We start from the raw sequence: 20,155 nt of genomic DNA, 5'->3' as shown, positions 1-20,155 counted from the left end.
GAGCGATTTTTAACCAAAAACCGCCAAAAATCGATTAATTCGACTTTGGCGGCAAGTTGGTTATTGCGGGTATTCTTTATGCCAAATCGGGGGCGATTGCCTCTTTGGCGAGCGTTGACTTAACTGTTTCAAACGCATCAACGCTGGTTTGTTTTTGGCCAAGTCGGCGCACGGATACAGTTCCTTGTTCAACTTCTTTCATCCCAACGGCAAGGATTACAGGAACCTTGGCTAATGAATGTTCGCGCACTTTGTAATTGATTTTTTCGTTACGCAAATCGGTTTCGGCACGCACACCTGCGGCGCGCAAGTCGTCCACCACCTTTTGAGCGTAATCATTTGCATCCGATACAATGGATGCCACAACTACCTGACGCGGTGCCAACCAGAATGGCAATTTGCCCGCATGGCTTTCGATTAAAATGCCGATGAAACGTTCAAAGCTGCCAAGTGTGGCGCGGTGCAACATTACCGGGCGATGTTTTGCGCCGTCTTGTCCGACATATGATGCATCCAGACGTTCGGGCAGAACAAAATCAACCTGATGTGTACCACATTGCCAATCACGCCCAATCGCATCGGTTAAAACAAATTCCAATTTGGGGCCATAAAATGCACCTTCGCCTGGGTTCAATTCTGGTTCGATCCCTGCGGCGCGGGTGGCGGATAACAATGCTTGTTCTGCTTTGTCCCAGACATCATCAGAACCGGCACGGGTTTCTGGGCGATCGGAAAATTTCACTTTGAAGTTTTCAAAACCAAGGTCGCGGTAAATTTCAGACAAGAAATCAATATAAATTTTGGTTTCTTCTTCGATCTGATCTTCGCGACAGAAAATGTGCCCATCATCCTGAGTAAACCCGCGCACACGCATAATGCCATGCAATGCACCCGATGGTTCATAACGGTTACATGATCCAAATTCGGCCATGCGCAACGGTAAATCACGGTATGATTTCAAACCTTGATTGAAAATTTGAACATGACAAGGACAATTCATCGGCTTTAACGCATTCACGGCCTTTTCGCGGGCATGTTCTTCGTCAACTTCGACAATAAACATGTTCTCTTGGTATTTTTCCCAGTGGCCGGATGCTTCCCATAATTTGCGATCGACAACTTGAGGGGTGTTTACCTCAACATATCCACCAGCATCTTGTTTGCGGCGCATGTAATCTTGCAAGGTGGTATAAATCCGCCAACCGTTGGGGTGCCAAAATACTTGGCCTGGGGCCTCTTCTTGCATATGGAACAAATCCATTTCGCGCCCCAATTTGCGATGGTCTCGCAATGCGGCCTGTTCCAGCATATGTAAATGCGCCTTCAGGTCGTTTTTGTTTTTAAACGCAACACCATAAATACGTTGCAACATCGCATTGTTGGAATCCCCACGCCAATAGGCACCCGCAACCGACATCAATTTGAAACTGTCACCCGGAATTTGTGCGGTATGAACCAAATGTGGGCCACGGCACAGATCCTGCCATTCGCCATGCCAATACATGCGCAAATCTTCACCCTCTGGGATCATATTGACCAGCTCAACCTTGTAGGGTTCGTTGTTATCTTCGTAAAACTTGATCGCGCGCGCGCGATCCCAAGTTTCGGTGCGCACCATGTCTTTTTTATTGATGATTTCACGCATCTTTTTTTCGATGGTTGTCAAATCTTCGGGTGTGAATGGCTCTGCGCGATCAAAATCGTAATACCAACCATTATTGATAACGGGGCCGATTGTGACCTTCACATCTGGCCATATTTCTTGGACAGCGCGCGCCATAACATGGGCGCAATCGTGGCGGATTAATTCCAACGCATGCGCATCGTCTTGCATGGTGTGAATGGCGAATTCTGCGTCTGATTCAATAACGCGTGATAAATCGCGATGTTCACCGTTTACAGAACAGCTAATCGCCTTTTTCGCTAATGAAGTGGAAATATCCTTGGCTACATCCATGCCAGTTACACCAGCAGGATAGTTGCGTGAATTGCCATCGGGAAGGGTAATGGAAATCTCTGACATTTGGTCAGGTCCTTTCGTTTTAGCGCCTACGAAACGCTCGGTTGAAGTTTTGTGGTGTTTTGGCACATGCGGTTGATTTGTCAAGTGGGATGGGAATTGATTGCACAGGAAAAATTGCTGATCTAGTTTGGTGCAAATGCGAATGTTGAACGAGGCAATTTAATGCAACAAACACAGTTTTTAGAAACTTCCAAAGGGCGTAAAATTGCGTATCACAAAACCGACGGGGCAGGGCCGGCGGTGGTGTTTTTGGGTGGTTTTAAATCCGACATGGGCGGTACCAAGGCCGTGTATTTGGAAGAATGGGCGCAAAAAAACGGACGCGCGTTTTTGCGATTTGATTATTCAGGGCATGGGGAATCGAGCGGTGAATTTACCGATGGATGTATTGGTGAATGGGCGGCGGATGCGATCGAAAGCATTGCCACCCTCACGTCGGGACCACAAATTTTAGTGGGCTCATCTATGGGTGGTTGGATTTCATTGCTGGTCGCAAAGCACATGCCCGAACGTGTGGCCGGATTGGTTGGCATAGCCGCCGCACCCGATTTCACCCAAGATAGCATGTGGGCAGGCATGGATGATGCACAACGCGCGGATTTGGAAGCAAATGGGGTGATTTATCTGCCATCGGATTACGGCGAGCCCTATGCCATTACAAAAAAGCTGATCGACGATGGGCGCGATCAATTGGTGTTGCGCGATGCGCTTGATCTACCATTTCCTGTGCGTCTGTTGCATGGCACGGCGGACGAGGACGTGTCGATGGACGTGGCGTTACGCTTGCTTGAACATGCAAATGGCGATGATATTCGGCTACAATTCATCAAGGGCGCCGACCATCGGTTTTCTGATGACACATGTTTGCGCCTGATCCACAAATCAATTCATTCGATCACGGCGGCTATTTCTGGGGAGGAATAACAATGTATCGGATTTTCATGCGTAGCCTTGGTGTAATTTTGTTGCTGGTCTTAGCATTTGTGGCGGTATTGGTTTTTGGCCCGCGTGAAAATGTGGATTTGGCGCAGATTGAAAATACTGCGCATGATGTGACCGTGAGCGGAGCAGATGCATATCTTGTCGCGCAAGAAGCCGCATATAATGATATCAAACCAAACCAGCAAAAACAGATTATCTGGGCAGGCGCGGCAGGTGTAAAAACCGAAACCGCGATTGTATATCTGCACGGATTTTCAGCAAGTGCGACGGAAATTCGCCCAGTGCCAGATATGGTGGCAAAAGAGTTGGGGGCGAACCTTTATTTCGCACGATTACCCGGACATGGCCGCACAGGTGCGGCGATGGGGGATGTGGTTGTACAAGACTGGATCAACGATCTGGCAGAATCCATGAGCATCGGGCGTGCATTGGGTGAACGTGTGGTGATTATGAGCACATCAACAGGTGGCACATTGGCCGCCGCTGCATTGTCGGATGCGCAGTTCCAAGAAAAACTTGCAGGGATAATTTTTGTCTCGCCAAATTTTGCTGTGCACAGCGCCGCGGCCGATCTGGCGAATTTGCCGTTTTTTCGCCAGTGGGGGCCAATAGTGGCGGGTGAAACAAGATCATTTGAGGCACGAAAGCCAGGTCAGGCAGAAAATTGGACAACCTCATATCCTTTGAAATCAGTTGTGCCGATGATGCGATTAATCGATTTTGTGAATGATCAGGATTTCGCAGCGACAAAAATCCCTGCACTATTTTATTTTTCAGATGACGATGCGGTCGTGAACGCGACCGTATCACGTGAAATCAGCGAAAAATGGGGTGGGGCGGTTCAAGTAATCAACCCAACGCTTAATGCAGAGGATGACGAATATAGCCATGTCATTGCTGGTGATATTTTAAGCCCAAGCCAAAATGAAACCGCAACGCAGGCCATGGTTAACTGGATTTTTGGATTAAAATAGAATCCCAAAAATCACCAAAGCCAACCCGATAGCAGACAGGAAAAATGCACCAAGGTTTACAGCGACCAACCCTTGGAGATGTTTGGTCAGCTCCTCGCCCGTCAGGCCAAGTTTTTTTGCCTGATACGCCTTTACGATACAGTAAGTAAGGCCCGCAATGCCGATCAAGGTTAAGGCGATTCCAGCGATTGTAAGTGCACTCATGTCATTTCTCCTTTGGGGGTCACTAACGAAAACTGTGGCTTGGGGCAAGGTTGCTCTTGCCCCGCTTGTTGTGGCTCGCTAATCACGGGGCGAGTTTGACAGATAGGTGAAAAAATGAACGACGAAATTGGAAATACTTACCGTGTTGCCGCGGACGAGTTGCGCGCATTCGTAGAACGGGTTGAACGTTTAGATGCCGAAAAAAAAGACATCGCGGATCAACAAAAGGAAGTGATGGCCGAGGCGAAATCACGTGGATATGATACCAAAGCATTGCGCCAGTTAATCGCGCTGCGCAAAAAAGACCCAGCGGAACGTTCCGAAGAAGAAGCGGTGTTGGAAATGTATAAAGAAGCGCTTGGTCTGTGATATCCAAGTCATCAAATTGTGCACGCCCAAGGGCGTGCGCGAGATTTTTAGATTTTGGATATTTTGAACATTTGGAGAATGTTTAGCTCACGATTTGTCGGCGCAAGGCCTGCACATTTTCCATGCGTTCGATAAAGTACCAATCATCATCATAAGCATATTGCATTTCTTTGATTTGATCAGCGTTCCAAAACGGATCATCTGGTTTTGATGCATCATTTGGGTATTTTTCCAAAAATGCTTCGCGCACCTTTTTGAAATCACCGCGTGCTTTGGGTGCATGTTTTTGCAGATATTTATACATGAGATGGCTCCCGTATAGGGACAAGCCAGCATTGTTTGGCGCAGAACTCCCCACAAGATCCTGTGGATTTTCAACACCAGTAATTGCCCCTAAAGCTTGTCGCCAGATATAGGGATAATCTTCGATACGCCAAATGATCGGCTTAACGCCATATGTTTGCGTTGAGTCATCAAAAAATGGTGCGGTGAGGCGATCAATACAGTTTGACCATCGGATGGCATCAAATTTCACATCATTAACATATTCTTCGAATGGCACGACATGGGCATTGATCAATGCTTGGCCATAGCATGATGTCAAAAATGCCGAGGGTTCGCGCACAGACATTGCAAGGCGGATTTTGTCGTGATCCATAACATTTGCCAAGAGACGTGAGAAATTCTTGATACGAGGAAAGATCAACCCTGCGCCAATTGGGCGGGTGATATTGCCCGACAAAAGTGGATCAAAATACAAAAGTGTCTTTGCATCCTGCCCTTGTGCAAGAGCGGCAAACAACTTGTCTTGAATTTCGGCGCGATCATGCCCTTGTTCGGCGCTTTTGGTTGCTTCTGAAAAAGCGGTGTTAAAGATATTTTTTTGAACCAAAAATATTCCTTGGTCATTTAACATTGCTTCATTTGCACGTGCCATTGCGAACAAATGCTGACCACCCGTGCGAAATGCGCCAAGATAGATATTTAGTTGCACGACATTTCCCATCAACACAAAGCGATTGCAATTCTGGACACTGAATTAGCTTTGGTTTAAGCGCGGATCAATGATTGATTTAACAAACACGCGTAAACGATACATTAAAAATAGGCTGCCTGATGTGTGGTCTGTTTCTGCGTTTGCGATTGCGGCACTTGTTTTATTACCAATCGGAGCGGTTGTTTGGCTTGCGTTTTTTCCAAGTGAAAACATTTGGCCGCATTTGATGGCAACGGTTTTGCCACGCTATTTCATCAACAGTTTTGTGATGATGATAAGTGTTGCACTGATTGCGGGTACAATTGGTGTTGCCTGTGCTTGGCTTGTGGTTATGAAAGATTTCCCCGCAAAGCGTGTTTTGGAGTGGGCGCTATTGCTGCCCTTGGCGATACCAGCCTATATCGGTGCCTATGCATTTGTTGATTTTTGGGAATATGCGGGGCCATTTCAAACAATGCTGCGCGATATATTTGGTTGGAATTCTGCGCGTGATTATTGGTTTCCAGAGGTTCGCTCGCGCGCGGTAGCCATCATCATTATCGCCTTTTCGCTTTATCCATATGTCTATTTGTTGGCGCGTGCGGCATATCGTGAACAATCCAATAACGCGATCGAGGTTTCACGCGCCCTTGGTTGCGGGCCATGGGCCAGTTTTTTTCGCGTTGGTTTACCGCTCGCGCGTCCTGCAATTGTCGCCGGCACCGTGGTTGTCATGATGGAAACATTGAATGATTTTGGCACTGTTGAATATTTCGCGGTGCAGACACTGACCACAGGAATTTTTAGCGCCTGGCTCGAAGGATCAAACGTAGGCGCGGCGGCTCAAATTGCCTGTGTGGTGTTCGTGCTGATTTTAGCTCTGCTGTTGTTAGAACGATTCAGTCGTCGCAACATTCGCGTCTATCAAGGTGCGAATAACAACAAAAAACCTACACCTGTTACATTATCTGGAACGGCGCGGATATTAGCGGTGATAACCTGTGGTGTACCCGTTCTGATCGGTTTTTGTATGCCATTTCTTATTATCCTAAACCATGCATTGGGCAATTTTGATCAGTGGCATGACGCGGAGGTGTTAAGGGCGGTATTTACAACTCTTTGGGTCGCTGGCGTGGCTGCACTGCTAACCGTCATTGGTGCTATCATCTTGGTCTATGGCATCAGATTGTCACGCGCAGCATTGCCGCGTTTGTTGTTGCCTGCAACATCCATTGGTTATGTTGCGCCTGGTGCTGTGCTTGGGCTTGGCATTTTGATTGTCATGTCACGGTTCGATCATTGGCTTGCAGATGGGTTGGAGGCGCTGTTTGGGATCAACATTGGCCTTTTGGTTACGGGTACATCTGGTGCGGTAATCTTTGCCTATTGCGTGCGGTTCTTCACGCTTGCTTATGGCAGTATTGATGCGGGGTTTGGGCGGGTATCTCCAAACCTTGGCATGGCCGCACGCTCGCTTGGATATCGACCAGGGGCGGTGTTGCGCCACGTACATGCGCCATTGCTTAAAACAAGTGTTTTGACCGCTATACTCTTGGTTTTCGTGGATAGTGTGAAAGAGCTACCTGCAACATTATTGCTGCGCCCATTTGGGTTCAATACACTTGCCACGCATGTCTATGATTTTGCATCTCTCGAAGACATCAAAGGCGCAGCCGTCGCCGCATTACTCATAATTTTAGTCAGTATCATCGCAGTTTTCATTCTGGCGAATGCGAGCAAGGGTGAAAATTAAAAAAACCCGAAAAAAGTGCAAAATTCCTCTTGCATCTTTGTCATAAATCGCCCAAATACCCGCGCAGTGCCCCTATAGCTCAGCTGGTAGAGCAACTGATTTGTAATCAGTAGGTCCGCGGTTCGAGTCCGTGTGGGGGCACCATTTTTCACTTAAATATCAATAACTTGCAAGATTTTCGTTGCGTGGCGAAATATGCGATTTTGGATTCGGAAGCATATCGGAAGCAGTGAAATGTTAAAATCGTACTGTTGTGGAAAGGGAACAGAATCGTTTTTTATCTAATTCCAATGTGATTGCCAAATATTCCCATTGTGGATTTCGTTTGGTTGTTAAATGTCGGCAAACACAACAAACCGAACGAGTGCTCGCCATTGGCGGTAATATTGGCGAATTGCAAAATTTGATAAGTGGATACTGAGCCTGAGTGAGATCGAAAATGTCTCAAATGGGCGGGAAGCGGACTTTCGCTGCGGTAGCACCAAGACAAGTCATTCGAATCCAAAAAATTACTAAACCTTTGAAAGCACTGAACTGAGTTCAGCCTGAAACTCCTCGTACTTTCGAGCTGCACTCTCATATTGCTTAGCAACAGCTGAAATCTTCTGAGCATCACCATTCGGTATCCATATGCGTGCTATGTCTTGAGGGTAGATCTCAACTTGACCACTAGAGCCGTTGATATATCGGTAGATCTGCTTCTGTCCTTGGTCACTCAAAAGATAGGCAGCAGCATACCAAGCAAGTTTCTTATCTTTGAAGCGAACGATTGTAACATGCCCATCAACCAGAGCAGGGTGCGACCTGTTGTAAACAGCCACCCGACCGATTGTACCATCTCCTGTTGAGTTTATCAGAACGTCACCGCTTTGTGCCTCGTTGCGAAGTTTCTTTTTCTTGAAGAATTCTTCATCGACCGCTCGGGCCACGCCAAAATCCACGAACCCCCAACGGATAGCAACTGACTTCAAAGCACAAACGTTAGATGTTTCTTTGTCAGAAACCGAAGCACCGTCTGTTTTTACCATCCCTCTATAAATTAGGCTTTCAGGGTCACTTTCATCATCACAGTATGTCGGTTGGCTGCCTCGATTGGGATATCGTACTAGCTTGCTGAGGTCGCCAAGCTGAAAGCTTCCTGGCGTTTTCTCCGCTTCTTTACAGGCGTTTACATACACGTCCTGATGGAACTCAGGTTCAAATATGTGGTTGGCGTCCTTGTCACCATCGAGATCAAGAAAAACATCTGCAAAGGGTCTCGTCGTCAGCAATGCCATCAGGTTTCCCCCCACTGTAAATTCTTGTTGAGGTATTCCGCAATCTCACCAAGGTCCGAAACGATGTCCCCATTCAAGTCACGGATCAACCGACCGCTTCTATCCTTCCCTGGGTTCTCCGACACCGCATAAACAACATCCGGATCATCTACAGCCTCACTAACGGCTTTTAGCTCAGATGCTCTTTTTTCCAGGAAGACAACACAAGTCTTGGTGTTCGTGAATGGCTTGAACATGTTCCCGGTCAAACTAACGACAGCTCTCATGCGAGCCTGCTTCAAAACAAACTGCCTGACAGGCTCATCGTTGTAATTCTTGAGAAAGCCTCTCGGTACAACAATCGCCATCCGGCCTCCCGGCTCCAAAAAATCTAAACAGCGTTCGAGAAAGAGGATGTCACGTGCAACCTTCCCTTTTCGCTTTGTTCGACCATTGTTGTCCGTTTTGAAAGCTACCCTGTACTTCGACAAAGTGTCCTCTGCGGAAATATCGCCCGCAAATGGGGGGTTAGTCGCTATAATGTCGAACTTACGAGGAACACGTTTTCCCCCGATTTTGATTAAGAACTTAGAACGAATATCATCGTTCCAGTTTGCCTCGTTCAACCCGTCTCCAACACATATGTTTGAACGGCCATCACCCCAAATTAGCATGTAGGCCTTGGCCACTTTTGCAATAATCGGATCGTAATCGATTCCAAATACATTGTTGGAAGCATAATCCTTCTGATTTTCAAGGATTTCACTTTCATCGTCACGCTCTGCTCTTATGGACGCAAAAACATGATCCATGGCTGAAACAAGAAATCCGCCGCTTCCGCATGCAGGGTCGAAAATGGTTTCGTTGTCTTTTGGCTTTAAAACCGCTGTGCAAAGATCAATGACATGCCTCGGAGTGAAGTACTGTCCTTTATCACCTTTCATGGTTGGGTTGATCATAACCTCAAATGCAGACCCAAGGACATCAGCGTCAGATTTTAAAAGGTACGCTTTTTGAAGCGCGGATACGCAAAATGCCAGCGTGTCGTCCTTTAGTGAAATCTCTTCTCCGGCTGTGAACACCCCTTGCCACTGTGACTTAGCATCTTTGAATAGCTTTACGACCCTTTCGCGAGCATCTGACGCTGCTTCAAGAGCACCTACTCTGAACTGTGCAGGCGACTTATCATTTTTTAGGTTTCGTCGTTCGTCGTAGAGTTTAGCAAAGATGAGTTTGAAGACTTCCTCGAAGACATTCACGCCCTCGTGCGCCTTAATATGATCCTCGCACTCCTTTAGAATTGCGAGGAAATCTTTGACTGGGACCAGCTGATCTCGCGTAATTGGGCTATCAACATCAGAAATTTTTTCGCCGCTGGCGGGAATGTTTCTGAGTTCTCGCCAGCTGGCTTCTTCCACCCCACCCTTTGGCTCCATTCTGAGGAGATAAACGTGAGGTGGTGACCCGTTACTCCATAGCCCAAGGCGGCACCCGGTTGCGTTCATGTATACTTGAAGTTGATCCAGCCCGTCTTTTCGATCTGGCTTCTTAACCTCAACAAATATTCGAGGTACGCGTTTAGTTTTATCGGCGTAGACAACAATATCCGCTTTTTTCTTTGCCTCTGAGGAACCAACTTTTACAGAAACCTCTACTGACAGTTGATTGAAGCCATACCCATAAGTGTCGCGTAGGCGATAAATCCACCATTGGCGGACTTTTTCTTCAGGCTTCGCATTCACCTTGTAAATTTTGCCTCGAACCGGGCAGAACATGAACTCGTCAGCGCCAATCATGAAGATCGTGAGTTTTGGTGGAGCTACTGTCGGTTTGTCTACTACAATCTCGGTCTCAAAATGCATCGTTGCCTCGCAGTCCCGTCAAAGTCGGGTTCTTCTTCTGTATTTTGTCGTATCAATAACCACTTTTGATACTGTGTTCCACGTTTTTCAGGACGCATGCGACACATGAACCTAGCTACGCTATGGCCGAATTTTTTTACAGTCTATTCCAAAGCGTTTCTGCTGCGCAGCAATAAATGTTGGATTCAATGGCCGCTTTGGGCCGTGCGCGTAACTAATTTTCATACGTAGGCTGACTTGACTTAGATATAAACAAATACCTTTCCCCAGCTTCCCTTAATTGCTTCTTAGTTTTCTCAGCATTTGCGCTGACCGTTTCGTTCATCTCCTTTGCCAATTCATCAAAGCACTTTGGTAAATTTTCAAAATTCGCATCTTTCAATGCTGCAAGTGCAATGCTTGATCCAAGAATATTACGAAATATCAGACTTATGTGTTGTTCGCGGTGAACCTCTTTCAATGGATTTGGATCAGCACCGCTTCGCATGTTAATTAGATCGCGATTAATCTCTGCGCAGGCGATTTCCCAGAGCAGATGGTTGGGCCAACGTGCGCGGTTCGGGTCGTTCTCTTGTGGCTCGGTGTAACGAATGACAGCTCCCATCTCGCGACACAGATCGCCAAATTTTTCGAACAGTTGTTCCCAAGTGCGAATGCCCCAGCGATCTTTAAGTAGGTCTTTGCCTGCGCGAAACTCTGTGCGCCAAATACGTGAACTTTTATGATTTTTCATGTAATTTCGTAACATTTCAGATGATTTCATAAACTTAAAATTTCTTTTAATATCATCATATTTCGTACAATTAGATGGATTTTCATATAAATTGTGATGCCAGATTTGCCACCAATGTGACTTGCCTTTCGCGGCAATCTCAGACGTTTTGTCGTAAATAATTACTTGTCGATTTCGACTCTGTCCAACGGTCACGGATGTTGTCCGTCCTGATTTTCCGTTCACAGACACATCGTCGGCGGTGATATGATCGCGTCGACCAGTTGAACTGTGCATCACGAAATTTTCGGGAATTAGAGTGAAATTTTTTGCCAGAATATCTATGCAAAAATCGATGCGTGAAATGCTGACTTGATGCGGGGCATATCGAATGCCCAGTCTTTCCATGACATGCTCACAATGTGCCTTTGCCGCGTGAATGCCATGCAGCGCCATAAAGAAAGAACCAAAGGATAAACGAATGCCCCATTTGTCTTTGGCATTGGGTTTCTTGAAAAACCATGTCGCACCATCTGGGCCGCCGCTGGCGATATAGCTATACCCATTGCCGCCATGTGGCTTAAGCAGCATTTCAACGCCATTGTAATTGATCAAAACATCGCGCCGCTCTTTGTCGGCGCGTGTCTTTTCAGTTTCAAGATAGGCGTGAAGTTCTGGCCCAATGTTTGCTTCAATCGCAAGGGCGAGTGTATCAAAGCCTTGGTGTAATATTGTCATGTTTGGAATGTCAGGTGTATTTCCAGAGGGGGGTGCTACAATCACCCCCCTTACCGAATTATCGGTATCAGTCGGGTTAGATTTGAACGCATAAGTGCCGCTGGCAGGGCAGCTTATGTTTTGGGGCCGAGTAGGGGCCAAATAAGTTGATTGATTAAGATACATTTGATTTTCTCGCGATCCAGTTTTCAGCGCGTTCGGCGCATTTAGCCAAGTTCAAAAGGTCAGCATGGGAATAGCTTGTGGTGTTTTGCCATTGGCCTTCACTGTTTTTGTAAGAGCGGGTCATATCGACAGAATAGAAATTGTCGTTTTCCCAGATTGTCGCTGTGATAAGCCCCAGTCGGAACTTGTATATTGGTGTTTTAGTCATGTGGAATTCCCTTCCATTAAAGTTAACGGCAGACATAGAAAGGGCGCGAGTTCGCAAGTGATCTCGCGCCCTGTTTAGAACCAATCGGCCCCAAAATCCCTTGCGGTGCTGCCAAGCCCGCAAAGGCAAAACTGAATTAGTTTGTTTGTGAAGTGTTCGACACGGTTCGCGCCGTAACCCAAGCATCCAGATCGGCGCGGCGATAGCGAATTGAGCGGGCCGATACTCTTACAAAGTCAGGTCCGCCACCACGGTGACGCCAATTTTGCAAAGCGCGAACAGAGTAGCAAAGAATGGACGCGGCTTCGCGCTCGTTGACCAGTTTGTTGTTATCGTTTGATTGAATATGAAGTTTATTTTCCATTGTGTTTCCAGAGGCTTATATCGAAGTTTATGCCGTCTAAAATATAGTTTGGCGCGAAGTTTGGATATATGAAATAACGTGATATTTCGTGTAAAAGCATGAACTTGGGATGGCAATGTTGAGGTTTAAGTTAGCTTTCTGTTCAAAAATATTAAAATACGAGAGTGATTCGAATGGAATTGAAAGTGAGTAATCTGGCATTGCAAACAATTCTTTAATCCCAACATTTGCATGAAAGGGGTAGGACTTCGAATGCGTTGTTAACTAAGTTATTGTTTTCAGTTATCGGGCTATTGGATGATAATTAGAGTTCATTGACGCATTTTGTCAAAGCGGTACAAAAGTTCCTCAGTGAATTGTAGGTGGCTACAAATTCCACATCTGTCAAAGCTTGTGCCTTTTTAGGATGTGTCAATGCACCCCTCAGTTTCCGCCATTTTCCAAAATCAGAAAAATCCAAATTTTCGGCGGCTTCTTTTCCTACTAACTTTATTAGACCACTTTTTAGGAGTTCTTTGGACGTCTCAATTGGGATACCGCCAATAGCATTAACAATGCGGTCAGAAAATGGGTGCAAGTCAGGATCGGAATCTATTAACGCCGCAAGTTTGGATTTTGCCTCAGGTGAAATTTTGGTGCCATCTACACTGCCAATAATGACTTCAACCATCTGAAATAGTGTATTGTTACTATGAAAAACATCATGTGACGTGATTGCACGATTGTAGAGTGATAATAGGTAATAGGATGTTTCACATTTGAGCGAAAAACCTTTCTTACCAAGTTTTTCCAATACATTTTTGCGTTGAGAAAACTTTGAACCAACATTTACCTTCCCTGGAATTGATGCATGGGCAAAATGGTTGTAAGTGAGGCCTTCTGGGCTTACAGTAGTGAAGCGCACTTCGCGCTGTCGGTGTCTGATTTCAACTTCGGCAAATTCTTCACCGTTTTCAATCTTTGTTGGTTTTTTTGGATCGTACCAATATATGCCCTCAAATTCTTGGTTGTCTGAAAATTTTATCTGTGTTTCAGCTAGGTTCCATTCATCAGGAATACCGGAAATCCCCCAGAAATTCTCGTAGGAAAAGCTGTGGCCGAGTTGGGTATACTGATTTAAAGTTGCCCCAACTTTAATTGCATATCTCCACGCTTTTTCGAGATTCGTATTAGAAATTGGTTCCGCAGAAAAAATTAGAAACCAAATAATCGGTTTTTCAATTCTATCATCATCAATTTTTTGTTGAACTAATAATTTGAGATTGCATCCTAGAATAGCGTTATTCAGATAGGTCACGTCTATTACCGAAGTGATAAAAGTTAAGCCCTTCACGCGGTCACAGTCAAAACTTACATCCTTGGCAGCCGATTTGATTACATATGCAGTTTTCATCTTATCCAGCATAGCATGTACCAACTCAACGAAACAAGTTTGCGAAATTCGAAGAAATGTTAGAGAAAGTTTGTTATTCTATCTGAGTTGGTTCGAGGCAAACATACGATACTTATAGAAAGCAAGACCGTTACATCGGCCTTTTTTAGATTTAGTTAAGTCTTCCCAATGTGTTGGATAACCTATTCGCAATCTGCCCCGCCGCTTTTTGCACTGCATCATCTGACAAATGCGCATAGCGCAAAGTTGTACTCAAATTCTTATGCCCCAAGATTTCTTTCAACATGAATGGGTCAATTCCATTCATGACCGCGACTGACGCATAGGTGTGTCGCAGATCGTGCAATCGTACATCTTCCAACCCAGCGCGTGATCTAATTTTGCGCCAAGGTTTTTGCAGATCATTGTAATATCCCGTCGCATGATCGCCGATAATTACATAGGGATTATCGTCGCGCTGTTCCAATGACGCCAACAATTGACGTGCTTCGCGGGGCAGGGGAATGCGGCGGCGGCCTGTTTTACTGTCTGGTAATTCCAAATGGGTGCGCGTGACGTAATCCCATTTCAGTTTTTGAATTTCGCTCAATCGACAACCTGTCAAAAGTAGTAAATAGAAAGCTGCAAAAACGTATCGACTGATTTTTCCATCGGTCAACATCTGGGCCATTGTTTCGCCAAGTTTTTCTTGTTCGACTTCGTCCAAGTATCGCTTCTTTTCAGCTTCGGGATATTTCTTAAGCCGCTTTGTCGGGTTGGTGTTCATGGGGCGATAACCCCAATCTTCGGCAAGATTAAACATCTTGGACATGAGCATGACACAACGATTGGCTTGGTAAGGCGTATCTCGCAATTTCAGATGAAATGCGGCAACGTCATTAAACGTGATTTCAAAAACTTTGATCGAACCAAGAGCAGGGTAAATTTTCTTGCGCAACATGTTGATGTAATCGGTTTGCGTCGTGGGTTTTAAATGTAGCTGCACATGATCGGTAATAAAACGTTCACCAAGTTCCATTACCGTTGGGCTACGCAATCGTGCCTTGCGATCGGCGGAGGGGTCTGCACCGCGTGCAACGTCTGCATGAATAAACTTGGCTTCTTTGCGTGCTTCCTCGGCGGTCATGACACCATGCTGCCCAATGTTCTTGCGCCGTGTGCGTCCGTTGGCGCGATATTGAGCGATATAAACTTTGCGCCCTGTTGGATAAATCCGAATACCAAAACCGCCCAATTCGTCGTCCCAATAAATGCGTTCTTTGGGTTCGGCGACTAGACTATCAACAAGGCGTTTTGTAAGTTTTGACATTCGATTTTCTCAGTATGGGGTGCAAATCCGGAAGCATATCGGAAGCACCGTGCAGCGTTTCATAGCGTCACTGATGATAGACAAGCGTGTTGATCGTCAAGAAAAAATGTTTATTAACAGTCATTTATGGTCGTTTGGCGCAAAGTGGAGAAATGCAGAGAAATGGCCCAAAGTCGATTTGTAATCAGTAGGTCCGCGGTTCGAGTCCGTGTGGGGGCACCATTTTTCACTTAAATATCAATGAGTTGAGGTAAGGTGAAATTTCCCTCTTGAGTTGCGCTCAATCAGTGTCCGCGCAGTGTCCGAAAACTTTATTTTTGTTAAATTTGTTGTTTTTCGTTGATCACGAAAGATAAATCCCGCTCAGTTTGATTCTGAGATCGACTAAGTAAATAAACAATTTTGTACTTAGCCAAATGGCTATGGGCGGATTGCCGACATTCGCTGCGATTTGCGCCGAGGTCTGCTATAGAGATATAGTGACCGTTTCGACCAAACTGACGAATGACCTGAACGGGGTGGGTAGCGGTCATTCGTTGAGGGTGCTAAAGGAGCCGCAACGTTTATAAAATAGCAAACGTAGCGACGAATACGTTCACGCAAGTTCGCACGACCGATTTAATATGTGTGTTGACCAAGGGGCAAATAAACGCCAACTTGCGAACCAACAAATCTAAAGGCGCCCATTCTCATTTTTGAGCGCGATGCTCATTTTTTGAGACGATCTGAATAACTAATAGAAAAGTTAAGAATGACAGACTCTATGCAAACAAACCAGATTTCGAGTGTGAAGATCAGAGGACTATTCAAGCGGTTTAACCACGAGATCGTGCTCCAAAAAAATGACTTACTAACGATAGTCACGGCTCCCAACGGTTTTGGCAAAACCGCCGTCCTGAGAGCCGTCGACGCTTTTTTCAATCGCAAGTTTAGCTTCTTTTGGAGAACAATGTTTTCGGAAATAATATTCAAATTTGAAAATGGCCAACGTATTTCGATTTACAAGGAATTTGGAACCCTCTTTGAAGACGACAGTACTGAAAGCAGCATCGTCTATGTTAAAGGTGAGGGGTTCGAAAATTGTGAGGAACCATACGCACTGAAGCCAAAGATTCCTCGCTCTAGCTACTCTTACCTTGAAAGAAGTCTTCCGGTTGATCGCGTGGGAGCTGATCGATGGATTGACTTCCCATCAGAGGAAATTTTGAGCACATCGGAATTGGTGGCCAGATACGTCGAACAACTACCGGAAGAATTAACAAAAAGCATCGATATGCCAATATGGCTCCAAGAAATAACGCAAGAGCACCAAGTAAGTTTGATTGAAACGCAGCGGTTGTTGGCGCTGGAAGAAAGCCACAGCCGGCATTTACCACGACATAGTCGTCCAGTAAAGCCGGACTCCGTTGTAGAAAAAGATGCATCGGATTTGGCCGAGAAGATCAATCGAGTTCTGCAACAATATGCAAATGAGTCACAAAAGCTAGATCAGACCTTCCCTAAAAGGATTATCGAGAGCCATGGAAGCGCTGCCTCGACAGAGAGTGACATCAGAGAACGTCTTCTGGAACTGAGCGCAAGTCGACAGTCTCTTGTAGATGTCGGGATAATTGATGAAGCAGTTTCTGAGCCAATTCAACCCAGTCAGATCTTTGAAGAAGACAACGTTCGTAGAATTCTATCAATTTATGCCGATGACACCCAAACGAAGCTTTCAGTGTTTTCAGATATTTACGATAGGATTCGACTTTTTAAAGAGATATTGGACGAATATTTCACTTTCAAAGAAGTTAGGATAAGTTCCGAGAATGGTATCATAATTGTAGATAGCGATACTGGTGAGCAGATTCCTCTTGCCGAGCTTTCATCAGGTGAGCAACATGAATTAGTGCTAGTTTACGAGTTGCTATTCAAGGTCAAGGAAGGTGCGTTGATTTTAATTGATGAACCGGAACTCTCGCTTCATGTAGCTTGGCAAAAGCGTTTCATATCTGATCTTCTCAAAATTCAGAGTTTGCGTCATTTGTCGGTTGTGATCGCCACGCATTCGCCCCAGATCATCCATGACAACTGGGATTTGGTGCAAGAACTGTCTCGAGACTAAGATGAATAGCGTCGAGAAGGAAGTATCTATTGATACAATATACAATGAAATCAGAATGCTGCGAGCAGAGTCTGGCAAGTCTTTCTTGTTGGTTGAAGGCTCATCCGACGCACGAGTTCTCAAACGCTTTACTAGTGAACCCGACTGCTCAGTTGTTGTTTGTTTGGGAAAAGATAGGCTTTTTGGTGCAATTTCCAAACTCGAATCCAGCCTTGTCGACGGAGTACTGGCATTCGCTGATCGAGATTTTTCAGACCTTATTGGTTACCCTGAATATCATGGCAATGTTGTATTTACGGATGAAAATGATCTTGAAGCGCAGATTCTTAGTTCTCAGGTTTTAATCAACATTTTAAATGAATTTGGAAGTATGGGCAAAGTGGCTTCGGTAATGGGTGATCCATGTGTTGACCCTCACGAAACAATTGCCGCTTGGGCGGCACCAACGGGTGCACTGCGTCTTGCATCAACCGTCAACAGTTGGGGGTTGTATTTCTCAGAAATGGCCTACAAGTTTGTGGCACCGAATTCTCCGGAAATATGCCCCGACAAAACGTCAAAACACGTGCTTTCTCGTTCCTCGAAAGCATCTTCGCCAACTGAAGCGCAAGCAAAAAAGGCGATAACGGAGAACCTTGAAAGATACTCATCTTGGGTGCTTTCGAACGGGCACGACTGTGTGGCAGTCTTATCTAAGTCGCTACGAAATAGATTAGGAAGCACGAATGAATTCAATAGCAAAGAGGGCAACGAAACTCTCGCAAAGATTCTCAGGCTTTCGTACGCAATTGACATGTTTCGCGCAACACATTCCTATGCGCACATACGGTTTTGGGAGAAAGCAACCGGCTTCATAGTCCTACAAGACACTCGGAGTATGCGTGATGCTGAAGCCGCCTAATTTTTTGGTAAGCATTGCCTTCCGTTTGTCCTTTAGCTTCGTTTGAAACCTGGCCGCTTGAAGAGGACTGGAATTTCAGCATCTGCAAATGCAAGAAAAGTCCGCTCAGGGCTTTTTTATGCCGTCAGTTTTGAAATCTGTACGTCGCATAAGGGCTCAAAGTTGACATTCTCTGCGTAATCCACGAACGGCGGCTTTGGGCCGAGTCTCGAAATTACATCTGAAACTGCACATACCGATCACGAGCCTTTTGTAATCGATCTTCAATAGGCACGTAATGATCTTGCGAATTCGCGTCCATCTGACGAGCTAGCGCATATAAAAAATCGGGAAACTCTCTGCTTTCAATCTGATGTATGGCTGCCAAGCTGACGGCCAGCCCTAGGGCTTGTTTTTCCAGAATGCCAATGCGCTCATGCTTGGATATTTCTTGAAATTCACTTTGCGTGATTAATGGCTCAAATTCGGTTAATCTGGTTGTCACAGTTCCTTTCGCCAAGTCCCAAATCGGGTGGGAAGGCCAGCGAGCGCGATTGGTATCGGTGGTTTGCTCGCAATATCGAACCTTTTCAAACGCATCTGCCATCAGTTCTGGAAGCTTTTCATAAAGCGAATTCCAACTACGAATACCCCATTTTTCTTGGAGGTGTTTTTTTCCCGCCCGCGCTTCTATGCGCCAGATGCGGGATGCTTTTGGATTGGAAAAGTCTAAAGGGGGCAATCCCATTTTTTCGAGGCTGTTGTTCCAAATTCTGAGCCAGTGTCCTTTATGCTTAACCATCACCTCTTCACGTTTGTCATAGATGATAAATTGACGGCTTGGCATTTTCCCGACTGTTATTGATGTCACACGCGAAGAATGACCACTTGTCGCCACATCGCGTTCTGTAATATTGCTGCGTGCATGTGTGACAATATTTTGACGATCAATAGCGAGATGAGGTGCAAGAATATCCACCGCAAAATCTACCCGTGTTATGCTGATGGCATTTTCGTCCAATTCAACACCGAAAAGTTTCAATGTTTCTTCAATATATTTTCGCGTGCCTTCAAGGCCATGAAGTGCCAGTTGAGATGAGGCAACAGAAACACGGATACCCCAAGGATCATTTTTATTGGGGCTTTTGATAAACCACTTTGTTCCACTACCACTCAGATCACAGGTGTAGGCATATCCGCCCCGCGATCCAGATTCAAAGACTTGTAAACGTTCTTTACCGATGGGTAATAACGCTTCGCTATTCCATATTTTAGCTAGGGCTTTTGCCTCGGCGAGTTGTTCATCAAATTCTTCAGAGATTTGTGCTTTGATGGATATATCTAATCCGTCAAAACCCGAATAAATTACTAACATTTTTTATCCTTGTCGTGTTGTTATGTATTTGTAGAGGGGGGTGCTACAAAGACCCCCCGTAGGAAGCTAATTGCGACAGACGCGCACAGCGCATTGCCCTGGCGGGCATCGCCGCACGCGCCAATCGATTTTAGCCATATCGAACGGGAGCTTGTTCAAAGCCTTTTAACCATTCATTGAGAGAGCTTTTGAAGTAGCCGATTTTGCTACCGTGCTTGATACGTCTTGGGCCGATACCTTCTGCATGGCGGCGATCAAGGGTGCGCGTGCTCAGGTTGAGATATGCGGCTGCTTGAGGTTTGGACATGAATTCGTCCAACTCTTGAGAGTTGTTCATAATAATACCTTTGAGTGAAGGTGGTATCAAACACCCAAGGCATTCGACACCACACTATTGATGTGAGGGGTTCATGGTCAGCTCTCTTTTCAGTTTGATTTGTGCCGCTTGTTTGTTGTGCGCTTATTTTCTATCTGAGCCAGTTTTTCTGGTCTCTATCATTTCGGATGCGCTAAATATGTTGCTGGCTTATTTTATATATATCTCTGAG

Annotated in this window: 18 protein-coding genes and 1 tRNA gene; 7 read left to right on the top strand and 12 right to left on the bottom strand. The window is 45.6% G+C overall.

Annotated elements, in window-relative coordinates; all coding sequences use genetic code 11:
• Positions 1-76: 76 nt before the first annotated feature.
• Complete coding sequence (gene thrS, locus BFP76_RS02625) at positions 77-2,023, bottom strand: threonine--tRNA ligase (RefSeq protein WP_099591631.1); 1,947 nt, start codon at positions 2,021-2,023, stop codon at positions 77-79.
• 162 nt (positions 2,024-2,185) lie between these two features.
• On the opposite strand from thrS, the gene BFP76_RS02620 reads away from it, so the two are divergent.
• Positions 2,186-2,947, top strand: a complete 762-nt coding sequence (locus BFP76_RS02620) for an alpha/beta hydrolase (protein WP_099591630.1) — start codon at positions 2,186-2,188, stop codon at positions 2,945-2,947.
• A 2-nt stretch (positions 2,948-2,949) separates the two neighbouring features.
• Positions 2,950-3,939: an alpha/beta hydrolase gene (locus BFP76_RS02615; protein WP_165775643.1), complete on the top strand. Its 990-nt coding sequence runs from the start codon at positions 2,950-2,952 to the stop codon at positions 3,937-3,939.
• Here the strand turns inward: BFP76_RS02615 and BFP76_RS02610 are convergent.
• Positions 3,931-4,143, bottom strand: a complete 213-nt coding sequence (locus tag BFP76_RS02610; RefSeq protein WP_099591628.1) for a hypothetical protein — start codon at positions 4,141-4,143, stop codon at positions 3,931-3,933. The two genes, BFP76_RS02615 and BFP76_RS02610, sit on opposite strands and share 9 nt — an antisense overlap.
• A 114-nt stretch (positions 4,144-4,257) precedes the next feature.
• Between BFP76_RS02610 and BFP76_RS02605 the strand changes: the two genes are divergently transcribed.
• Positions 4,258-4,512 carry a DUF2312 domain-containing protein gene (locus tag BFP76_RS02605; RefSeq protein WP_099591627.1) on the top strand — a complete coding sequence of 85 codons (255 nt, stop codon included), beginning with the start codon at positions 4,258-4,260 and terminating at the stop codon, positions 4,510-4,512.
• A gap of 82 nt (positions 4,513-4,594) precedes the next feature.
• Here the strand turns inward: BFP76_RS02605 and BFP76_RS02600 are convergent, their stop codons facing one another.
• Complete coding sequence (locus BFP76_RS02600) at positions 4,595-5,506, bottom strand: hypothetical protein (RefSeq protein ID WP_133117378.1); 912 nt, start codon at positions 5,504-5,506, stop codon at positions 4,595-4,597.
• A 70-nt stretch (positions 5,507-5,576) separates the two neighbouring features.
• On the opposite strand from BFP76_RS02600, the gene BFP76_RS02595 reads away from it, so the two are divergent.
• Together BFP76_RS02595 and BFP76_RS02590 are read left to right on the top strand one after the other, a co-directional pair.
• Positions 5,577-7,241, top strand: coding sequence for an ABC transporter permease (locus BFP76_RS02595; protein ID WP_099591625.1), 1,665 nt, complete (start codon positions 5,577-5,579; stop codon positions 7,239-7,241).
• A 68-nt stretch (positions 7,242-7,309) separates the two neighbouring features.
• Positions 7,310-7,385, top strand: a tRNA-Thr gene (locus BFP76_RS02590).
• Between the two features lie 368 nt (positions 7,386-7,753).
• Here the strand turns inward: BFP76_RS02590 and BFP76_RS02585 are convergent.
• The 7 genes from BFP76_RS02585 to BFP76_RS02555 form a co-directional block, all read right to left on the bottom strand.
• Positions 7,754-8,518: a restriction endonuclease subunit S domain-containing protein gene (locus BFP76_RS02585; RefSeq protein ID WP_099591624.1), complete on the bottom strand. Its 765-nt coding sequence runs from the start codon at positions 8,516-8,518 to the stop codon at positions 7,754-7,756.
• Entirely contained in the window at positions 8,518-10,359 is a 1,842-nt protein-coding gene (locus BFP76_RS02580; protein WP_099591623.1) for a type I restriction-modification system subunit M, read from the bottom strand. The genes BFP76_RS02585 and BFP76_RS02580 overlap by 1 nt, the downstream gene beginning before the upstream one ends.
• Positions 10,360-10,573: 214 nt before the next feature.
• Positions 10,574-11,974, bottom strand: a complete 1,401-nt coding sequence (locus BFP76_RS02575; RefSeq protein WP_133117377.1) for a hypothetical protein — start codon at positions 11,972-11,974, stop codon at positions 10,574-10,576.
• The gene (locus BFP76_RS02570) at positions 11,964-12,182 is read right to left on the bottom strand and encodes a hypothetical protein (RefSeq protein ID WP_099591907.1); all 219 of its coding nucleotides are present in this window, start codon (positions 12,180-12,182) and stop codon (positions 11,964-11,966) included. The genes BFP76_RS02575 and BFP76_RS02570 overlap by 11 nt, the downstream gene beginning before the upstream one ends.
• A gap of 136 nt (positions 12,183-12,318) precedes the next feature.
• Positions 12,319-12,546 (bottom strand): helix-turn-helix transcriptional regulator, encoded by a 228-nt coding sequence (locus BFP76_RS02565; protein ID WP_099591621.1) that lies wholly within the window; start codon positions 12,544-12,546, stop codon positions 12,319-12,321.
• 304 nt (positions 12,547-12,850) lie between these two features.
• Positions 12,851-13,951 (bottom strand): hypothetical protein, encoded by a 1,101-nt coding sequence (locus BFP76_RS02560; protein ID WP_099591620.1) that lies wholly within the window; start codon positions 13,949-13,951, stop codon positions 12,851-12,853.
• Between the two features lie 139 nt (positions 13,952-14,090).
• Positions 14,091-15,248 carry a site-specific integrase gene (locus BFP76_RS02555; protein ID WP_099591619.1) on the bottom strand — a complete coding sequence of 386 codons (1,158 nt, stop codon included), beginning with the start codon at positions 15,246-15,248 and terminating at the stop codon, positions 14,091-14,093.
• Between the two features lie 751 nt (positions 15,249-15,999).
• Between BFP76_RS02555 and BFP76_RS02550 the strand changes: the two genes are divergently transcribed.
• Positions 16,000-17,352, top strand: a complete 1,353-nt coding sequence (locus tag BFP76_RS02550) for an AAA family ATPase (RefSeq protein WP_099591618.1) — start codon at positions 16,000-16,002, stop codon at positions 17,350-17,352.
• Between the two features lies 1 nt (position 17,353).
• Positions 17,354-18,253: a DUF4435 domain-containing protein gene (locus tag BFP76_RS02545; RefSeq protein ID WP_099591617.1), complete on the top strand. Its 900-nt coding sequence runs from the start codon at positions 17,354-17,356 to the stop codon at positions 18,251-18,253.
• A 214-nt stretch (positions 18,254-18,467) separates the two neighbouring features.
• Here BFP76_RS02545 and BFP76_RS02540 read toward each other — a convergent pair whose 3' ends face one another.
• Together BFP76_RS02540 and BFP76_RS02535 are read right to left on the bottom strand one after the other, a co-directional pair.
• Positions 18,468-19,607: a hypothetical protein gene (locus BFP76_RS02540; protein WP_099591616.1), complete on the bottom strand. Its 1,140-nt coding sequence runs from the start codon at positions 19,605-19,607 to the stop codon at positions 18,468-18,470.
• Positions 19,608-19,737: 130 nt separating this feature from the next.
• On the bottom strand, positions 19,738-19,944 hold the full coding sequence (locus tag BFP76_RS02535) for a MerR family transcriptional regulator (RefSeq protein ID WP_099591615.1): 207 nt from the start codon (positions 19,942-19,944) through the stop codon (positions 19,738-19,740).
• Between the last annotated feature and the right edge of the window lie 211 nt (positions 19,945-20,155).

It is taken from the genome of Paramylibacter kogurei, from assembly GCF_002742285.1.
GTDB classification, from domain to species: Bacteria; Pseudomonadota; Alphaproteobacteria; order Rhodobacterales; family Rhodobacteraceae; genus Amylibacter; species Amylibacter kogurei.
The sequence above is the reverse complement of the archived record's forward strand: the minus strand, read 5'-3'. Positions and strand labels throughout refer to the sequence as shown.

Bases quoted from the DNA above. Each gene is read 5' to 3' on its own strand.
- thrS (WP_099591631.1), bottom strand. From the start codon at position 2,023: ATGTCAGAGATTTCCATTACCCTTCCCGATGGCAATTCACGCAACTAT.
- BFP76_RS02620 (WP_099591630.1), top strand. From the start codon at position 2,186: ATGCAACAAACACAGTTTTTAGAAACTTCCAAAGGGCGTAAAATTGCG.
- BFP76_RS02615 (WP_165775643.1), top strand. From the start codon at position 2,950: ATGTATCGGATTTTCATGCGTAGCCTTGGTGTAATTTTGTTGCTGGTC.
- BFP76_RS02610 (WP_099591628.1), bottom strand. From the start codon at position 4,143: ATGAGTGCACTTACAATCGCTGGAATCGCCTTAACCTTGATCGGCATT.
- BFP76_RS02605 (WP_099591627.1), top strand. From the start codon at position 4,258: ATGAACGACGAAATTGGAAATACTTACCGTGTTGCCGCGGACGAGTTG.
- BFP76_RS02595 (WP_099591625.1), top strand. From the start codon at position 5,577: ATGATTGATTTAACAAACACGCGTAAACGATACATTAAAAATAGGCTG.
- BFP76_RS02585 (WP_099591624.1), bottom strand. From the start codon at position 8,518: ATGGCATTGCTGACGACGAGACCCTTTGCAGATGTTTTTCTTGATCTC.
- BFP76_RS02580 (WP_099591623.1), bottom strand. From the start codon at position 10,359: ATGCATTTTGAGACCGAGATTGTAGTAGACAAACCGACAGTAGCTCCA.
- BFP76_RS02575 (WP_133117377.1), bottom strand. From the start codon at position 11,974: ATGTATCTTAATCAATCAACTTATTTGGCCCCTACTCGGCCCCAAAAC.
- BFP76_RS02570 (WP_099591907.1), bottom strand. From the start codon at position 12,182: ATGACTAAAACACCAATATACAAGTTCCGACTGGGGCTTATCACAGCG.
- BFP76_RS02565 (WP_099591621.1), bottom strand. From the start codon at position 12,546: ATGGAAAATAAACTTCATATTCAATCAAACGATAACAACAAACTGGTC.
- BFP76_RS02560 (WP_099591620.1), bottom strand. From the start codon at position 13,951: ATGCTGGATAAGATGAAAACTGCATATGTAATCAAATCGGCTGCCAAG.
- BFP76_RS02555 (WP_099591619.1), bottom strand. From the start codon at position 15,248: ATGTCAAAACTTACAAAACGCCTTGTTGATAGTCTAGTCGCCGAACCC.
- BFP76_RS02550 (WP_099591618.1), top strand. From the start codon at position 16,000: ATGACAGACTCTATGCAAACAAACCAGATTTCGAGTGTGAAGATCAGA.
- BFP76_RS02545 (WP_099591617.1), top strand. From the start codon at position 17,354: ATGAATAGCGTCGAGAAGGAAGTATCTATTGATACAATATACAATGAA.
- BFP76_RS02540 (WP_099591616.1), bottom strand. From the start codon at position 19,607: ATGTTAGTAATTTATTCGGGTTTTGACGGATTAGATATATCCATCAAA.
- BFP76_RS02535 (WP_099591615.1), bottom strand. From the start codon at position 19,944: ATGAACAACTCTCAAGAGTTGGACGAATTCATGTCCAAACCTCAAGCA.